We start from the raw sequence: 12,847 nt of genomic DNA on the forward strand, positions 1-12,847 counted from the left end.
CTGCGGCGGCCGATCTGCTGGCACGCACAAGGACCCGGGCACACCCCAGGCACAAGGTCAGAGCGTACCTAGCGCACAGGCGGCGGTCAAAACAAATGCGGCGCGCCAGGGCGGGCGGCTCCCGGACCGGCTCCTCACCCGGACACCTGCGCGAGCGGGCCGGCCGCGGTACGCCGCGGGGACGGGTGAACGATCCCGCAATGACCGGACTCCGCCTCAGGTGTGCTCGACCGACACCGCCGCCACGACGACCAGCACCGCCAGCAGCGCCCAGCAGGCCACCGAGAACCAGCCCAGCACCAGCCCCGTCACCGCCAGGCTGTCGCCGGCCTCCCGGGTGCGGCGGATCTGCGCCCGGGCCATGTGCCCGGTGATCACGGCGGGCAGGCCGGTGAGGCCGCCGGTGAACAGGCAGAGGCCGCCGAGGATCGCGGAGGCCGTCGCCAGGCCGTTGCGCGGCGGGGGCGGCGCGGGCATGAAGGTCGCCGGGACGGGCGCGCCGAACGGGGCCGCCACCGGGCCGGCCGGCAGGTCGGCCACCAGGGCGGACAGCTGGCCGTAGGTGGCGGCCTGGTGGGCGGTGGCCATCCGGTGCTCGTACTCGGCGGCGGTGAGCCGGCCCTCGGCGTAGGCGGCCTTCAGCACGTCGACGGTGCGCTCGCGGTCGGCGTGCGCGGCACGCATCGCGGACTGCGGCGTCGGCGCCGGCTGCCAGGGCTGCTGCCCGTACGGCACCGGCGATCCCCACTGACCTGCCATCGCGGCCACCTTCCGTTCCCCGCACGGCCCGTGCGCTTCTCAGGATGCAGGACGAATGGCGCGCCCGGGTAGTTGCCGGGCTGCGGTGGGTCGGCGCGCACCGGCGTCCCTTAGGGGCTCAATACCGCCACATGGGGGATGGAAGGAGCACGAAATGATCATAAGGTCGCACAGGGCGCACCCTCGGCACCGCTCCACCCGCCCGGACCGGCCGGCGCCCGTCGGGCCGGCCGCGGACCGACCTCGACAAGGAGACCATCCGCCATGGAGGCGACCACCCCGCCGCCCGCCGTCTCGATCCGCGACCTGTGGAAGCGCTTCGGCGCGCAGACCGCCGTCGCCGGACTCAGCCTCGACCTGCCCGCCGGCTCGTTCATCGGCCTGGTCGGCCCGAACGGCGCCGGCAAGACCACCACGCTGTCCATGGTCACCGGCCTGCTGCGGCCGGACCACGGGACCGTGCTGGTGCACAGCGCCGACGTCTGGCAGGACCCGGTCGCGGTCAAGTCCCGGATCGGCATCCTGCCCGAGGGCCTGCGGATGTTCGAACGGCTCAGCGGGCGCGAACTGCTCCAGTACAACGGGCGGCTGCGCGGCCTGCCCGGGCCCGAGACCGACCGGCGCGCCGAGGAGCTGCTGGCGGTGCTCGACCTGACCGGCTCGGCCGACAAGCTGGTCGCCGACTACTCCACCGGCATGCGCAAGAAGATCGGCCTGGCCGCCGCGCTGCTGCACAACCCCGACGTGCTGTTCCTGGACGAGCCGTTCGAGGGCGTCGACCCGGTGTCCGCGCAGACCATCCGCGGGGTGCTCACCCGGTACGCCGCCTCCGGCTCGACCGTGGTGTTCTCCAGCCACGTGATGGAGCTCGTCGAGTCGCTCTGCGACTGGGTCGCGGTGGTCAACGCCGGGCAGGTGGTGGCCGCCGGGCCGATCGACGAGGTGCGCGGCGAGACCTCGCTGCACCAGGCGTTCCTCGGACTGGTCGGCGTCCGCGAGGACGACGGGCAGTCGCTCGACTGGCTCGGTGGGGGCCACCGGTGAGCACCCCGAGCACCGCCGCCACCACCACCGCCACCAGCGGCGGCGCCGCGGAGGACCGCGCCGTCGTCCGCTCGCTGGTCTCGCTGAAGCTCCGGCTGCTGCGCAACGGGCTGCGGCGCAGCCCCGGGCGGGCCGCCGGCTACCTGATCGGCACCGGCTTCGGACTGCTGTTCGGCCTGTCCGCCGCCGCCGGCCTGGTGGTGCTGCACGGCAAGGAGGGCGCCGCCGACGTCGCCGCGGTGCTGACCGCCGGGCTGACCGTCTGCTGGGCCGCGATGCCGCTGTTCTTCTTCGCCGGCGACGAGAGCGCCGACCCGACCCGGCTCACCATGCTGCCGCTGCGCCCGCGCGCCCTGCTGCGCGGCACCCTGCTCGGCAGCCTGGTCGGGCCCGGCCCGCTGATCGGCCTGCTGATGCTGGCCGGCGCCGCCGTCGCGGCCGGGCGGGGCGCGGCCTCGGCGGTGGTCGCGGTGCTCGCGGTGCCGCTCACCCTGGTGCTGCTGATCGCGCTGACCCGCTCGGTGGCCGCCGCCAACGCCCGGCTGCTGTCCAGCCGGCGCGGCAAGGACTTCGCGATCTTCGGCGGCCTGCTGTTCGCGGTGCTGGTGCAGCTCGGCAACCTGGGCGTGCAGAGCTCGGTCCGCAGCCCCGGCGAGAGCCTCGACCTGTCGGTGCTGCACCCGTACGCCTCGGTGGTGCGGTGGATCCCGCCGGTGTCGGCGATCGACGCGGTGCGCTCCGCCGGCGAGGGCGCCTACCCGGTCGCCGCTCTGCAACTGGCGCTCGCGGCGGGCCTGCTGGTGGTCCTGCTGCGCTGGTGGCTGCGCAGCCTGCAGGACCTGATGGTCTCCGGCGACTCCTCGACGCTGGTGGAGACCTCCTCGGTGCACTCCGGCCGGGCCGCCCGCGGCTGGCGGCTGCTGCCCTCCGGCCGGGCCGGCACGGTCGCCCAGCGGCACCTGCGGTACGCCTGGCGGGAGCCGCGCGCCAAGGCCGCGATCTTCACCGGCATCGGCATGACCTGCGTGATCGCGGCGCTGTCGGTGGTGCAGGGCTGGGGCTCGGTGTACGTGATCGCGATGGGCGGGCTGATGCTCGGCCTGCAGGCCGGCAACCTGTTCGGCATGGACGGCTCCGGGTTCTGGATGGTCGCCGCCACCCTGAGCACCCGTCAGGACGGCCGCGACGAGCTGCGCGGCCGGGTGTCCGCGATCCTCGCCTACGGCGGCGTCGTGCTGGTGCTGCTCGGCCCGGTGGTCGCGGCCGTCACCGGCGGCTGGGCGGACCTCGCGCCGGCGCTGGGCCTGGCGTTCGCGGCGTTCGGCACCAGCATCGGCCTGGGCTGCGTGATCAGTGTGTACGCCCCGTTCGCGCTGCCCGCCGACGGGAACCCGATGCGCAGCGCCGCGCCCGGGCAGAACGGCGTGGTGATGGCCAACGCCTTCGGCTCGATGATCGGCGTCCTGGTGGGCTGCCTGCCGGTCGGCGCGCTGCTCGGCTTCCTGCTGGTGGGCGACCACCCGGCGTGGCCGCTGCTGCCGGTCGGCGTGCTGTACGGCGCGGCGATGGTGCTGCTGGGCATCCGGGTGGCGGCGGGCGGGCTGCTCAAGCGGCTGCCGGAGATCCTCGCCACGGTGATCGAGCGCTGACGCCCCCTCAAGTCGGCCCCGGGCCCGCCGCTATTCTGCGTGCGCGCCCGGGGCCGACCTGCGGGCGGAGGAGGGAACGCCATGGGGAGCCGCATCGCGGCGGCGGCCGGCCCGCAGTACGGCTGGGCCGACAGCCCGCTCTGGACGCAGTCGGTGCTGCCGACGCTGGTGCTGGTGCTGCTGCTGCGGCTGGTCACCGCCGCCGCCGTCCGGCGCAGCCAGCACGGCTGCCGGGCCCGGCTGCTGGGCCGCGACCGGCTGGCGCAGGTCCACTCCCTGTTCGCCGGGGACGCCGTCCGCCGCCGGCAGGAGGTGCGGGCGCTGCGCGCCGCGTACCCGCCGCGGTGGACGGCGTCGGCGGTGGAGCTGGTGCTGCCCGCGTTGCTGGGCGGCGCGCTGACGGTGCTGATGTGGGTCTCCATGCACCGCCACTTCGACGGGCAGGACGCCCTCGACCAGCAGATGGTGCGGGTCACCCCGCCGTGGGTGGCCGCGCACGGGCTGCTCGCGCTGTTCGGCGGCGAGGGCGGACCGGGCGCGGCGCTGACCGGTTCCGTGCTGACGGCGCTGTGGCAGCTGCTGTGGGTCCGCACCCGGGTGCTGGTGCTGCGCACCGGGATGCCGGCCGGCAGCTGGGAGCGGTCCTGGCTGCGCCGCCGCCTGCTGCCGGTGCTCGCCGCCCAGTTCCTGGCGATGACGCTGGTGCTGCCGAACGCCGCGCTGATCGCGCTGGTGGTGTGGCAGCTCTGCTCGCTGCTCGCCGCCCGGGGGCTGCGCCGGCTGCCGGCGGTGGCGGCCGCCGCACCGGTGGCCCCGCCCGCTGCGGCCGCGCCCGGGTTCGCCGCCGGGCCCACCGTGGCGGCCGCGCCCGCGCCGGCCCCGTGCCGACGGCGCGCGGCACCGTGCTCGACGCCGGCCGGCCGCCGGAGGTGGAGGCCGGGCCGCTGCCGGCCGGGGCGCCCGCCGCGATCGGGGCGTACCGGCTGCTCGGGCTGATCGGCTCCGGCGGCTTCGGCACCGTCTACCTGGCGCGGCGTCAGGGCTCGGCGACGGTGGTCGCGTTGAAGACCCTGCACGCGGGGACGGCCCACGACGAGGAGCTGAACCGCCGGTTCGCGAACGAGGCGCGGGTGCTGGCGCAGGCGCCCGCCGCGCACACCGCCCGGGTGCTGGACACCGGCGTCGCCGACGGCGTCCCGTTCATCGCGATGGAACTGCTGGACGGCCGTCCGCTCCAGGCGCTGCTGCGCGAGCGCGGCACGCTCGGCGATCCGGCGGCGCTGCGGGCGCTCGCGGTGGCGCTGGCCCTCGCGCTGGACGCGCTGCACGCCCGGCGGCTGGTGCACCGGGACCTCAAGCCGTCCAACATCATGATGACCAGCGACGGCCCGAAGCTGCTGGACTTCGGCATCTCGCTGATGGTCGACCACACCCGGCTCACCCGGACCGGCGGCATGGTCGGCACGCCGGTCTTCATGGCGCCGGAGCAGCTGGCCGAGGGGCCGGTCGGCCCGGCCGCGGACGTCTGGGCGTGGGCCTGCTGCCTGGTGGGCGCGGCGCACGGCGACAGTCCGTTCGCCACCGCCAACCCGTACGCCGTCTACCACCGGATCGTCCACGAGGAGCCCGACCCGGCCGGGCTCGCCGCCGTCCGCGCGCTGGACCCGGCGCTGGCGGAGGTGGTGGAGCTCGCCCTCGCCAAGGACCTCGCCGTCCGGCCCGCCGACGGGGCGGCGCTGCTGGCGCTGCTCACCGCGGCCGGCGGCCCGGCGGACCACCAGGTCGCCCGCGGCTGGGACGCCCTGGTCGGCTGACCCGGCTCGCCGGACGGTGCGCTCCGGCATCATGGGGAGCGTCCCTCCCCCGCGCCCCAGGAAGCAGGAACCACCGTGACCAGCACCGATCAGCCCGTGGACGAGCTGCTGGCGGAGGCGGTGGGCCGGGTGGTCGGGGCGCCGCCCGGCGGGCTGGAGTACGCGGTGGACGGGGCGGCGTCGCTGCTGGCGGCGTCCGCGGACCGGTGGCCGCTGGTGAGCCGGGCGCTGCTGGGCTTCGCGGAGCGGTCGGTGGGCCGGTGCTGGGCGGCGGGCTGGCGGCCCGCCGACCTGGTGCGGGTCGCGCGGCGCGAGCTGGGCCCGGTGCAGGTCGCCCTGGCGGTGGACCTGATCGCCGCGGAGAGCCGCCGGCACCCGGCCGCGTCGCTGGACCGCCGCTGGCGGGACCAGCTGCGCGAGCTGGACGCGGAGCCGTGGTGGCCGTCCGACGAGGCGTACCTGCAGGCGTTCGCGGAGCGGCACCGGCTGGACCGGTTCGCGCTGGCCACGGCGGCGCTGGAGCTGCTGCGGGTGTGGGCGCTGCTGCCGCCGGTCCAGCCGGTGGGCCCGGCGCCGGGGCAGTCCGCGCCGCGGGTGAGCGCGCCGCGCAGCGGGAGCCGCGGATGCTGGGGCGGATCCGGGCGCTGCTGGCGAAGGCCGAGTCGACGGGCTTCCCGGAGGAGGCGGAGGCGCTGACCGCGAAGGCGCAGGAGCTGATGGCCCGTCACTCCATCGACGAGGCGCTGCTGTCGGCCGGCGGCCCTTCGGCGGACGAGCCGGCCGCGCTGCGGATCGGCGTGGACAACCCGTACGAGGGCCCGAAGACGATGCTGCTGGACGCGGTGGCGGCGGCGAACCGGTGCCGGGTGGTGTGGGCGAAGGAGTTCGGGTTCTGCACCCTGATCGGCTTCGACGCCGACCTGGACGCCGTCGAGCTGCTGTACACCTCGCTGCTGGTGCAGGCGACCTCGGCGATGCAGCGGGCCGGCAGCCGCAAGCACAAGGACGGGGCGGCGCGGACGAAGGCGTTCCGGCAGTCCTTCCTGGTGGCGTACGCGGCGCGGATCCGCGAGCGGCTGGCGGAGGCCACCGAGCGGGCCACCGAGGACGCGGCGGCCGGGCGGCCGGCCGAGCCCGCGGGCGACGGCGGGCCGAGGGCGGGGCGCTGCCGGTGCCGACCCCGGACGGCGGGCTGCTGCCGGTACTGGCGGCCCGGGCCGAGGCGGTGGACGACGCGGTTGGCAGGATGTTCCCGAAGCTCGTGTCGCAGCGGGTGCGGGTGAGTGACGGCGAGGGCTGGGTCGAGGGCCGGGCCGCCGCCGACCGGGCCACGCTGCACCGGGGTTCGGGACGGATCGAGCGCTGACAGGTCGTCAGGGCGCACACGACGAGGGGGGACCACGGTGGAGTTCACCGAGCGGGCACGCGGATCGCTGCTGGGCGGCGCACTGGGCGACGCGCTGGGCTGGCCGATCGAGTTCATGCACCTGGACGCCATCCGGCGGCAGCACGGCGGGGCGGGCCTGACCGACCTGGCGGACGCCGACCGCGGCGGCCAGGTCACCGACGACACCCAGATGACGCTGTTCACCGCGGAGGGCCTGCTGCGCGGCGGCCGCCGCGAGGACCTGCACGCCGCGTACCGCCGCTGGTTCCACACCCAGCGGATGCCCGGCCCGGTGAGCTCCCCGGACGGCTGGCTGGCCGGGCAGGACTTCCTGTACGCCTCGCGGGCCCCGGGCAACGCCTGCATGACCGGCGTGGTGCTGGACTACCGGGACGCCGCGCCGTTCGGCCAGGAGGGCCCGGTCAACCCGCAGTCGAAGGGCTGCGGCACGGTGATGCGCTCCGCGCCGTTCGGCCTGGCCGGGCTGGGCCCCGACGAGGCGTTCCGGCGCGCGGCCGACGCGGCGCAGCTGACGCACGGTCACCCGACGGGCTACCTGGCGGCGGGGGCGTTCGCCGCGCTGATCGAGCGGGTGGCGGCCGGGATGCCGCTGCCGGCCGCGGTGGACGCGACGCTGGCGCAGCTGGCGACGATGCCCTCGCACGCGGAGACCACGGAGGCGCTGCGCCGCGCGGTGCGGGTGGCCGCGGAGGGCCCGGGCTCGGCGGAGGGCGTGGAGCGGGTCGGCATGGGCTGGGTCGCCGAGGAGTGCCTGGCCGTCGCGGTGTACGCGGCGCTGGCCGCGCCGGACGCCCGTTCGGCGCTGGTGCTGTCGGTGAACCACTCCGGCGACAGCGACTCCACCGGAGCGGTCTGCGGCAACCTGGTCGGCGCGCTGTACGGCCTGTCCGGCCTGCCGGCCGACTGGTGCGCGCTGGTCGAGGGCCGCGAGGTCCTGCTGCAGGTGGCCGACGACCTGGCCGCGCTCGCCCGCGGCGACCGTGCGGCGCTGGGCGACCGCTACCCGCTGCCGGTCCGGTGACCGGGTGGCGCTGAGCCTGGAGAAGGTGTCGGCCGCCGCGCCGGGCCTCGTCGACCTGTACAAGTCCGCCCGGGTGAGCCTGGTGAAGAGCGGCCTCCAGCACGTCCGGGCGGCCGTCTACCTGGTGCTGGACCGGTCCGGTTCGATGCGGCCGTACTACCGGTCCGGGGCGGTGCAGCACTTCGCCGAGCAGGTGCTGGCGCTCTCCGCGCACCTGGACGACGACGGGCGGGTGCCGGTGGTGTTCTTCTCCACCGGCGTGGACGGCGTCGCCGAGATCTCGCTCGACGACCACCGGGACCGGATCGGCCGCCTGCACGCCTCGTACGGGCACATGGGCCGGACCGACTACCACGCGGCGATGAAGGCGGTCGTCCGGCACTACCAGCTCTCCGGCGCCACCGACCCGGCCCTGGTCGTGTTCCAGACCGACGGCGGCCCGAGTTCGCGCGCGGCGGCCCGGGACATGCTCTGCCTGGCCGCCGAACTCCCGATCTACTGGCAGTTCGTGGGGTTCGGCGACCCGGCCGACCAGGAGTTCGCGTTCCTCCGCCGGCTCGACGAGCTGCCCGTGCCCGCCCGGCGGCCGGTCGACAACGCGGGCTTCTTCCCGGCCGGCCGGGACCCGCGGTCCCGGACCGACGCCGAGCTGTACGACCAGTTGCTGGCCGGGTTCCCGGAGTTCCTGGCCGCCGTCCGGCCCGCCGGCTGACCGGCCGTCAGTCCCAGAGGGCGCCGAAGGCCAGCAGTTCCTCGCGGTACTCGATCCGGTCGACCCAGTCGGCCGGCCAGGCGCCCTCGCCGTGCCGGGCGCCGGCGAACGCGCCGGCCAGGCAGGCCAGCGAGTCGGAGTCGCCGGAGGAGACGGCGGCCCGGCGGACGGCGGCGACCGGGTCGTCGGGGAGCAGCAGGAAGCACAGCAGCGCGGTGGCGAAGGCCTCCTCGGCGACCCACCCGGCGCCGGTGCGCTCGCACGGATCGGCGTCGAGTTCGCCGGCGGCGAGTGCGGCGTCCAGCCGGTCGAGGGTCCGCAGGCACTCGTCCCAGCCACGGGCGATGAATTCCTCGGGCGAGCCGAAGTGGTCGCGGGTGGAGAGGTCGCCGAGCCAGAACTCGTCGTAGCGGGTGCGCTGTTCGACGGCGTGGGCGCGCAGGCGGGCGGGCAGCTCGGTCGGTTCGACGCCCTGGGCCAGCCAGCGGACGGTGAACGCGGTGAGCTCGCTGGCGGCCAGCGCCGTGGGGTGGCCGTGGGTGAGGCCGGACTGCAACTGGGAGGCGCCGGACACCTGCTGGTCCGTCAATTCCCTTACCAGGCCGAGCGGGGCGACCCGCATGTTCGCGCCGCAGCCCTTGGAGCCGAGGTCGGACGCGTCCTGCCAGGGCCGGCCGGTGGACAGCCGGAAGCAGGACCGCAGGCAGGTCATTCCGGGGGCCCGGTCGTTGTCCGGCGAGCGCCACCAGTCCACGAACTCCTCGCGCAGCGGCAGTTCGAGGCGCAGCGGGACGAGCGGGCCCTCGGCGAGGGCGGCGCGCAGGGCGCGGGCGAGCGCCAGGGTCATCTGGGTGTCGTCGGTGACCTTGGCCTTCTTCGGCAGCGGGAGCTGTCGCCAGTCGGCGCTGAGCAGCCCGATCTCCTGCATGGTCAGGAACTCGGTGCGCTTGCCGAGAGCGTCGCCGATCGCCAGCCCCAGCATCGCCCCGGTCGCCCGCCCCATGACACGCCCCTCAGATCTCGACCAGCAGTTCCTCCAGTCCGCGGATCACGTAGCCGGGGCGCCACTCGGGCTCGCGCACCAGCGACAGCCCGGGGGCCCTGCGAAGCAGTGCGCCGTAGGACTCGGTGAGTTCCAGTCTGGCAAGCGGCGCGCCGAGACAGAAGTGGATTCCCGCACCGAAGGTGATGTGCGGGTTGTCGGTGCGGCCCAGGTCGAGCCGGTCCGGGTCGGCGAAGCGCTCGGGGTCGCGGTTGGCGGAGCCGAACAGCAGCGCCACCTCGGCGCCGCGCGGGATGTGCACGCCGCCGACCTCGATGTCCTCCAGCACCCAGCGTTCGAACATCTGCAGCGGGGTGTCGTAGCGCATCAACTCCTCGACGGCGGTGGGCAGCAGTTCGTCCACCGCGCCGCGCAGCCGGGCGAGTTCGCCGGGGTTGCGGAGCAGCGCCCACCAGCCGTTGCCGGTGGTGTTGACGGTCGCCTCGTGGCCGGCGTTCAGCAGCAGCACGCAGGTGGAGATCATCTCCTGCTCGCTGAGCACCTGCCCGTCCTCGACGGCGCGGGCCAGCGCGCTGATCAGGTCGGTGCCGGGCTGCTCGCGCCGACGGCGGATCAGCTCCCGCAGGTAGGCGGAGAATTCGAGGCTGGCGGTGACCGCGCGGCGGGCGGTGTCCTCGTCCGGATTGAGTTCGAACATTCCGGTGATGTCGGCCGACCAGGGCCGCAGCAGGTGCCGGTCCGACTCCGGGACGCCGAGCATCTCGGCGATCACGGCGACCGGCAGCGGCTCGGCGACCTGCGCGATCAGGTCGCCGCCGCCGTCGGCGAGCAGGCCGTCGACCAGTTCCCCGGCGAGCCGGCGCACGGTCGGGCGCAGCTCCTCCACCATCCGCGGCGTGAACGCCTTGGAGACCAGCCGCCGGATCCGGGTGTGGTCCGGGCCCTCCAGGTCCAGCAGGCCGTGGTCGTTGAGGGTGTGGAACGCCTCGTGCGCCGGGTTCGGCTCGGGCTGCCCGAACTCCCGGTGGCTGAACCGGTGCGTGTAGGTCCGGCCCAGCCGCCGGTCCCGCAGCAGCGAACTGACGTCCGCGTAGCGGGATATCAGCCACTGGTCGGTCGGCTCGTAGTGGACGACCGGCGACTGCTCGCGCAGCGCGGCGTACGCCGGGTACGGGTGGGCCACGAACGCGGCCGACCACGGGTCGAAGTCGTCGATCGCCATTGATCTTCTCCCTGCTCGTCGGACCGCCATCGTAAGCAGCCCGACCTGCGGTTTTCGATCAACCCCGGGCCAGGTCCCCGTTCACCAGCCGCTCCACCAGCTTCGGCAGCGCCTGCGAGATCGGCTCCCGGACCACCTCGTGCGCGGCCCAGTCCCACGGCGTGGGCTCGCCGTTCACCACGATCAGCTTCGCGTCGTGCTCCAGCGCGATCCGCGGCAGCAGCGCCGCCGGGTGCACCTGCAGCGAACTGCCCACCGCCAGGAACACCTGGCACGCCTTGGCGATCGCGTCGGCCTGCTCCAGCACCCGCTCGTCCAGCGCCTCGCCGAACATCACGGTGCGCGGCCGCAGCACCCCGCCGCACTGCTCGCACGCCGGATCGGCCTCGCCCGCCTCGACCCGCTCCAGCGCCGCCGCCATCGGGCCGGTCACCCGGCACCGGACGCACTGCACCTCGGCGGCGGTGCCGTGCAGCTCGATCACCTTCCGGGCCGTCAGCCCGGCCGCCTGGTGAAGGCCGTCCACGTTCTGGGTCAGCACCCGCATCGGCACGCCCGAGCGTTCCAGCTCGACCAGCGCCAGGTGCCCGGCGTTCGGCTTCGCGCCCACCGCGCCGGCGTCCCGCCGCATCAGCCAGGACCGGCGGCGCACCTCCGTGCTGGCCAGGTACGGGCCGATCGTCACCAGTTCCTGCGCGCTCGGATCGCGCTGCCAAAGCCCTTGCGGGCCGCGGTAGTCGGGAATCCCCGAGTCCGTGGAGATCCCCGCCCCCGTCAACACCGCCACCAGCGGACGCTTCTCGCTCATGCCCCGGACGGTACGGCCCGCAGCCCGTTCCGACCACCGGTTATCACCGGCAGGAACGCCACCAGGTACAGCACCGCGCCGACCGACAGGAAGTTCAGCGACGCCCCCATCAGCACCGTCCCCACCACCACCAGCACCGGACTCCACCAGCGCACCACCCGACGTGCCGTCAGCCTGACCAGCAGCGCAACCAGTCCGACGTACAGCAGCATCGGCACCGCCGTGTACACCAGCGGCATCACCCCCGGCACCGACTGCACCCGGTCGAACAGCACCGACCGCGCCGCGACGTCCTCGGCGACGGCGTTCGCCCACAGGTCGATCCCGCTCTGCACCATCCCCGCCAGCACCCCGGCGAGACCCGCCCCCAGCCAGACCCGGCCCACACCCCCGCCGGCCCCGAGCCGCCACAGCTCCACCAGGCCCGCGCCCATCAGCACCAGCCCTGCGAACAGCGCGAGATGCCCGATCGTCCAGCCCGGCCCCGTCCCCCGCGAGCCCGGCACCAGCCGGACCGCCCCGTACACCGCGAGCAGCCCCGTCGACCAGCCCAGCGCCCGACGCCCCGTCACCATCGCCCAACCCCCTTGTGAGAGTGCCTTCTCCGACACCCCCAACCCTGCCGCGACGGCCTGCGGCGCAACTCCCCCGCCACGGTGAACCGCGCCCCTCCCTCTCCGGAGGGAAGGGAGAACCCCGACAGGGTCGCCGAGGGCGCGCAGCCTCACTCGCCCGCCGTGACCGCCCCCGCCTCGTACGCGAAGACCACCGCGTGCACCCGGTCCCGGAGGCCGAGTTTCTGCAGGAGGTTGCTGACGTGCGTCTTGACGGTGTGTTCGCTGACCACCAGGTCCGCGGCGATCTCCGCGTTGGACATGCCCCGGGCGACGAGCCGCAGCGTCTCCAGCTCCCGGGCGGTGAGGGAGCCGAGGAGGAGGCTCAGCGGTCGGGACACCGCCAGCGCGCCGCCGGCCTTCCGCGCGGTGACCTCGCCGATGACGCGGCGGGTGACGGAGGGCGCGAGCAGGGCTTCGCCGGAGTTGACGACCCGGACGGCGTGGGCGAGGTCGTCACGGCGGACGTCCTTGAGCAGGAACCCGCTCGCCCCGGCGTACAGCGCGTCGAAGACGTAGTCGTCGACGTCGAAGGTGGTCAGCATGATGACCTTGCAGCGCGGGAACTCGGCGCAGACCCGCCGGGCGGCCTCCAGGCCGTCCATGACGGGCATCCGGACGTCGAGCAGCAGGACGTCGGGGTCGTGGGTGCGGACGGCGTCGATCGCCTGCTGTCCGTCGCCGGCCTCGGCGACGACCTCGATGTCGGGCTGGGCGTCGAGGATCATGCCGAAGCCGGCGCGGACCAGTTCCTGGTCGTCGGCGATCACCACTCGTACGGTCATCTCGGGTT

14 protein-coding genes are annotated in these 12,847 nt (G+C 75.1%); 8 read left to right on the forward strand and 6 right to left on the reverse strand.

All coding sequences use genetic code 11. From position 1 onward, the window contains the following. Window positions 1–216: 216 nt before the first annotated feature. Complete coding sequence (locus KCH_RS15615; RefSeq protein WP_341865377.1) at window positions 217–759, reverse strand: DUF1707 and DUF4190 domain-containing protein; 543 nt, start codon at window positions 757–759, stop codon at window positions 217–219. A gap of 264 nt (window positions 760–1,023) precedes the next feature. On the opposite strand from KCH_RS15615, the gene KCH_RS15620 reads away from it, so the two are divergent. From KCH_RS15620 to KCH_RS15650, 8 genes are all read left to right on the forward strand, one after another. Further along, complete coding sequence (locus KCH_RS15620; RefSeq protein ID WP_035863537.1) at window positions 1,024–1,803, forward strand: ABC transporter ATP-binding protein; 780 nt, start codon at window positions 1,024–1,026, stop codon at window positions 1,801–1,803. Beyond that, the gene (locus KCH_RS15625; RefSeq protein ID WP_051653113.1) at window positions 1,800–3,452 is read left to right on the forward strand and encodes a hypothetical protein; all 1,653 of its coding nucleotides are present in this window, start codon (window positions 1,800–1,802) and stop codon (window positions 3,450–3,452) included. The genes KCH_RS15620 and KCH_RS15625 overlap by 4 nt, the downstream gene beginning before the upstream one ends. An 81-nt stretch (window positions 3,453–3,533) precedes the next feature. Continuing rightward, window positions 3,534–4,448, forward strand: coding sequence for a hypothetical protein (locus KCH_RS41355; RefSeq protein WP_035863539.1), 915 nt, complete (start codon window positions 3,534–3,536; stop codon window positions 4,446–4,448). Further along, a complete protein-coding gene (locus tag KCH_RS15635; RefSeq protein WP_051653114.1) occupies window positions 4,334–5,266 on the forward strand; it encodes a serine/threonine-protein kinase in 933 nt (310 codons plus the stop codon). The genes KCH_RS41355 and KCH_RS15635 overlap by 115 nt, the downstream gene beginning before the upstream one ends. Window positions 5,267–5,341: 75 nt before the next feature. Then, window positions 5,342–5,962, forward strand: a complete 621-nt coding sequence (locus KCH_RS46615; protein WP_341865378.1) for a hypothetical protein — start codon at window positions 5,342–5,344, stop codon at window positions 5,960–5,962. Then, window positions 5,890–6,549 (forward strand): DUF2786 domain-containing protein, encoded by a 660-nt coding sequence (locus KCH_RS46620; RefSeq protein WP_341865379.1) that lies wholly within the window; start codon window positions 5,890–5,892, stop codon window positions 6,547–6,549. The genes KCH_RS46615 and KCH_RS46620 overlap by 73 nt, the downstream gene beginning before the upstream one ends. Before the next feature lie 120 nt (window positions 6,550–6,669). Then, window positions 6,670–7,695: an ADP-ribosylglycohydrolase family protein gene (locus KCH_RS15645; protein WP_035863540.1), complete on the forward strand. Its 1,026-nt coding sequence runs from the start codon at window positions 6,670–6,672 to the stop codon at window positions 7,693–7,695. Between the two features lie 4 nt (window positions 7,696–7,699). Further along, window positions 7,700–8,407, forward strand: a complete 708-nt coding sequence (locus KCH_RS15650; protein WP_035872258.1) for a VWA domain-containing protein — start codon at window positions 7,700–7,702, stop codon at window positions 8,405–8,407. Between the two features lie 7 nt (window positions 8,408–8,414). Here the strand turns inward: KCH_RS15650 and KCH_RS15655 are convergent, their stop codons facing one another. The 5 genes from KCH_RS15655 to KCH_RS15675 form a co-directional block, all read right to left on the reverse strand. Beyond that, a complete protein-coding gene (locus KCH_RS15655) occupies window positions 8,415–9,410 on the reverse strand; it encodes an ADP-ribosylglycohydrolase family protein (RefSeq protein ID WP_035863541.1) in 996 nt (331 codons plus the stop codon). 10 nt (window positions 9,411–9,420) lie between these two features. Further along, window positions 9,421–10,632: a cytochrome P450 gene (locus KCH_RS15660; RefSeq protein WP_035863542.1), complete on the reverse strand. Its 1,212-nt coding sequence runs from the start codon at window positions 10,630–10,632 to the stop codon at window positions 9,421–9,423. A gap of 58 nt (window positions 10,633–10,690) precedes the next feature. Further along, on the reverse strand, window positions 10,691–11,440 hold the full coding sequence (locus KCH_RS15665) for an SIR2 family NAD-dependent protein deacylase (RefSeq protein WP_035863544.1): 750 nt from the start codon (window positions 11,438–11,440) through the stop codon (window positions 10,691–10,693). Further along, window positions 11,437–12,015 carry a hypothetical protein gene (locus KCH_RS15670; RefSeq protein ID WP_051653115.1) on the reverse strand — a complete coding sequence of 193 codons (579 nt, stop codon included), beginning with the start codon at window positions 12,013–12,015 and terminating at the stop codon, window positions 11,437–11,439. Before KCH_RS15670 ends, KCH_RS15665 begins: the two co-directional genes overlap by 4 nt. 149 nt (window positions 12,016–12,164) lie before the next feature. Then, entirely contained in the window at window positions 12,165–12,839 is a 675-nt protein-coding gene (locus tag KCH_RS15675) for a response regulator transcription factor (RefSeq protein WP_035863547.1), read from the reverse strand. Between the last annotated feature and the right edge of the window lie 8 nt (window positions 12,840–12,847).

It is taken from the genome of Kitasatospora cheerisanensis KCTC 2395 (genome assembly GCF_000696185.1).
Lineage (GTDB): Bacteria > Actinomycetota > Actinomycetes > Streptomycetales > Streptomycetaceae > Kitasatospora > Kitasatospora cheerisanensis.